Raw genomic sequence first — 4527 nt, 5'->3', positions numbered from 1 at the left:
GTCGCCGCCGGGGTGTCGAAGGCGCACGCCGACGTCGTCCTCATCTCCGGCCACGACGGCGGGACCGGTGCGGCACCGCTGACCTCGTTGAAGCATGCCGGCGGGCCGTGGGAGCTCGGGCTCGCCGAGACCCAGCAGACGTTGCTCCTCAACGGCTTGCGCGACCGGATCGTGGTGCAGACCGACGGCCAGCTCAAGACCGGCCGCGACGTCGTCGTCGCGGCCCTGCTCGGCGCCGAGGAGTTCGGCTTCTCGACCGCGCCGCTGGTGGTGTCGGGCTGCATCATGATGCGGGTCTGCCACCTCGACACCTGCCCGGTCGGCGTCGCGACCCAGAACCCCGTGCTCCGGCAGCGCTACAGCGGCCAGGCCGACCACGTGGTCACGTTCTTCGAGTACGTCGCGCAGGAGGTGCGCGAGCTGCTCGCGGAGCTCGGCTTCCGCAGCCTCGACGAGGCCGTCGGCCGGGTCGACGCGCTCGACGTGGGCCAGGCGGTCGACCACTGGAAGGCGGCCGGGCTCGACCTCTCGCCGATCCTGCACCTTCCCGACCTGCCCGACGGCGCGGCCCTGCACCAGACCACCAGCCAGGACCACGGTCTCGAGAAGGCTCTCGACAACGAGCTGGTGAAGCTCGCCGCTCCTGCCCTCGAGAAGGGGGAGCCGGTACGAGCCCAGGTCGACATCCGCAACGTCAACCGGACCGTCGGCACGATCCTCGGCCACGAGGTCACCAAGCGCTACCGCGGAGAGGGCCTGCCCGACGGCACCATCGACCTCACCTTCACCGGCTCGGCCGGCCAGTCCTTCGGCGCCTTCGTGCCCAGGGGGATCACCCTCCGCCTGGAGGGCGACGCCAACGACTACGTCGGCAAGGGGCTCTCCGGCGGCCGGATCGTCGTCCGGCCCGACCGGTCGGCGACCTTCGCCGCGGAGGAGCAGATCATCGCCGGCAACGTCATCGGGTACGGCGCCACGAGCGGCGAGATCTTCCTGCGCGGGGTCGTGGGCGAGCGGTTCTGCGTCCGCAACTCCGGCGTGTCCGCGGTCGTGGAGGGCGTGGGGGACCACGGCTGCGAGTACATGACCGGCGGCAAGGTGGCGATCCTCGGCCAGACCGGGCGCAACTTCGCCGCCGGCATGTCCGGCGGCTACGCCTTCGTGCTCGACCTCGACGAGCGGCGGGTCAACCCCGAGCTGGTCGACCTCAACCCGGTCGAGGGCGAGGCGGCCGAGGAGCTCAAGGACCTCGTCACCCGGCACCACGAGGAGACCGGCTCGACCGTCGCGGAGGGGTTGCTCGCCGACTGGGAGGGCTCGCTGGCCCGCTTCACCGAGGTGATGCCCAGCGACTTCAAGCGGGTGCTCGAAGCCCGCGAGGAGGCGATCGAGGAGGGCCTCGACGAGGAAGAGGCCGCCCACCGGATCATGGAGGTGCTGCATGGCTGACCCCAAGGGTTTCCTCAAGCACGACCGGGAGGTCGCCGAGCGCCGGCCGGTCGAGGAGCGGGTCAAGGACTGGAACGAGGTCTACCCGGGCAGCGCGGGCCGTGCGCTGCTGCCGATCATCACCGAGCAGGCCGGACGCTGCATGGACTGCGGCATCCCGTTCTGCCACCAGGGCTGCCCGCTGGGCAACCTGATCCCGGAGTGGAACGACCTGGTCTGGCGTGACGACTGGGAGGGCGCGATCGAGCGCCTCCACGCCACCAACAACTTCCCGGAGTTCACCGGCCGGCTCTGCCCGGCGCCGTGCGAGCCCGCCTGCGTGCTGGGCATCAACCAGCAGCCGGTCACGATCAAGAACGTCGAGGTCTCGATCATCGACCGCGCCTGGGAGTCCGGCTACGTCCGGCCCCAGCCCCCCGAATGGCTCTCCGGCCGCACCGTGGCCGTGGTCGGCTCGGGACCGGCCGGCCTGGCCGCCGCCCAGCAGCTCACGCGTGCCGGCCACACGGTCGCGGTCTACGAGCGCGACGACAAGATCGGCGGCCTGCTGCGCTACGGCATCCCCGAGTTCAAGATGGAGAAGAAGCACCTCGACCGTCGCCTGGACCAAATGCGCAGGGAGGGCACCGTCTTCCGGGCCGGCGTCGAGGTCGGTGCCGAGCTGACCGGCGCCCAGCTCACCGAGCGGTACGACGCCGTCGTACTCGCGATGGGGGCGACCGCGGCCCGCGACCTGCAGGTTCCCGGCCGGGAGCTCGACGGGCTCCACCAGGCCATGGAGTACCTCCCGCAGTCGAACCGCGCCTCGCTCGGCGAGGACCCCGTCCCGTCGGGGGAGGGCGACCAGATCACGGCCGAGGGCAAGCACGTCGTCATCATCGGCGGCGGCGACACCGGCGCCGACTGCCTCGGCACCGCCACCCGCCAGGGCGCCGCGTCGATCACCCAGCTCGAGATCATGCCCGAGCCTCCCGAGTCCCGGCCCGACGGCCAGCCCTGGCCCACCTACCCGATGATCTTCCGGGTCTCCGCTGCCCACGAGGAGGCGGGGGAGCGCGTCTACGCGGTCTCCACGCAGGAGTTCCTCGGCGACGATTCCGGCCGGGTCCGGGCCCTGCGGCTGGTGGACGTCGCCTTCGAGGACGGCGCGTTCTCCGAGATCGAGGGGAGCGAGCGCGAGATCCCGGCCGAGCTGGTGCTCTTCGCCATGGGCTTCACCGGCCCGGAGCAGGGCGGCCTGGTCGAGCAGCTCGGGGTCGACCTCGACGACCGGGGCAACATCGCCCGCGACGACAGCTACACGACCTCCGTCGACGGCGTGTTCGTCGCCGGCGACGCCGGCCGCGGCCAGTCGTTGATCGTCTGGGCGATCGCGGAGGGCCGGGCGGCGGCCGCCGCCGTGGACCGGCACCTCACCGGCACCACGAACCTCCCGTTCCCGATCCCGCCGACCGCCCGACCCCTCGTCGTCTGACGCCGACCACCGCTGACCCGCCCGAAAGTTTCGGGCGGGTCAGCGTTTTGGAACGATCTAAGGGCCGCTAGGCTCGGGACGTGCACAGAGCCAAGATCGTCTGCACCCTCGGCCCCGCCACCTCCAGCCGCGAGCGGATCCAGGAGCTGGTGGAGGCGGGCATGGACGTCGCCCGCCTCAACATGAGCCACGGGACCCACGCCGACCACGAACGCTCCTACCGGCTGGTGCGGGAGGCTGCGGACGAGACCGGCCACGGTGTCGGCATCTTCGCCGACCTCCAGGGCCCGAAGATCCGCCTCGACACGTTCGCCGACGGGCCGGTGACCCTGAGCACCGGCGACCGGTTCACCATCACCACGCGTGACGTGGCCGGCGACCAGACGGTCTGCGGGACGACGTACGACGGCCTGCCGGGGGACGTGAAGCCCGGCGACCCGATCCTCGTCGACGACGGCAAGGTGCGGCTGGAGGTCGTGGAGGTCGACGGCCAGGACGTGCTGACCGAGGTGCGGACCGGGGGGCCGGTCAGTGACCACAAGGGCCTCAACCTGCCGGGGGTGCCGGTCAGCGTGCCGGCCCTCTCGGAGAAGGACGTCGAGGACCTGAGGTTCGCGCTCCATCTCTCCGTCGACTTCGTGGCGCTGTCGTTCGTGCGCTCCGCCGAGGACGTCGAGCCGGTCCGCCAGGTGATGCGCGAGGAAGGTGTGCTCGTCCCGGTGATCGCCAAGATCGAGAAGCCGCAGGCGATCGACAACCTCGACGACATCGTCCGCGCCTTCGACGCGTTCATGGTGGCGCGCGGGGACCTCGGCGTCGAGTGCCCGCTGGAGGAGGTGCCCTTCATCCAGAAGGACGTCATCAACACGGCCCGGCTCAACGCGAAGCCGGTCATCGTCGCCACCCAGATGCTCGAGTCGATGATCACCAGCCCGGCGCCCACCCGCGCCGAGGCCTCCGACGTGGCGAACGCCGTCCTGGACGGGGCCGATGCCGTGATGCTGTCCGGTGAGACGAGCGTGGGGGAGTACCCCATCGAGACCGTCGCCACCATGGAGAGCATCGTCGGCGCCACCGAACGGCACGGTCTGCCGCACATGACCTCGCTCGACTGGTCTCCGCGTACCCGCGGCGGGGTGATCACCAAGGCCGCGCTCGAGGTCGCCGAGCGGGTCGAGGCGAAGTACCTCGTCGCGTTCACCCAGTCGGGCGACTCCGCCCGTCGCCTTGCCCGCTACCGCGGGAAGGTGCCGATCCTCGCCTTCACCCCCGAGGCGAAGGTGCGCTCCCAGCTGTCGATGACGTGGGGCGTCGAGACCTTCAAGACCGCCCCCGTCGAGCACACCGACGAGATGGTGCGGCAGGTGGACGAGGCGCTCCTGGAGATCGGCAGGGTCCAGGAGGGCGACCTGGTCGTCATCATCGCCGGCAGTCCGCCCGGCATCCCCGGTTCGACCAACGCCCTGCGCATCCACCGGATGGGCGACGCGATCAACGAGGTGGCGCCGGCCTACCGGCGCAGCTGAGCTCCGAGTGCCCCGGGTGGTGTTCTGGTTCAGGACATCCCGGACACATCTCTCAAGACATCCCGGACTGATGTCTCA

Annotated in this window: 3 protein-coding genes; all 3 read left to right on the top strand. The window is 71.0% G+C overall.

All coding sequences use genetic code 11. From position 1 onward, the window contains the following. On the top strand, positions 1–1449 hold a 1449-nt coding region (locus VFN12_RS04790), incomplete at its 5' end, for a glutamate synthase-related protein (RefSeq protein WP_325117461.1). Continuing rightward, positions 1442–2923 (top strand): glutamate synthase subunit beta, encoded by a 1482-nt coding sequence (locus tag VFN12_RS04785; RefSeq protein WP_325117460.1) that lies wholly within the window; start codon positions 1442–1444, stop codon positions 2921–2923. The genes VFN12_RS04790 and VFN12_RS04785, both read left to right, overlap by 8 nt. A gap of 80 nt (positions 2924–3003) precedes the next feature. Continuing rightward, positions 3004–4449 carry a pyruvate kinase gene (gene pyk, locus VFN12_RS04780; RefSeq protein WP_325117459.1) on the top strand — a complete coding sequence of 482 codons (1446 nt, stop codon included), beginning with the start codon at positions 3004–3006 and terminating at the stop codon, positions 4447–4449. The last annotated feature ends 78 nt before the right edge of the window (positions 4450–4527 follow it).

The sequence above is a fragment of the Nocardioides sp. genome, assembly GCF_035703625.1.
Taxonomy (GTDB): domain Bacteria; phylum Actinomycetota; class Actinomycetes; order Propionibacteriales; family Nocardioidaceae; genus Nocardioides.
This window is presented reverse-complemented; position numbering and strand designations above follow the sequence as displayed.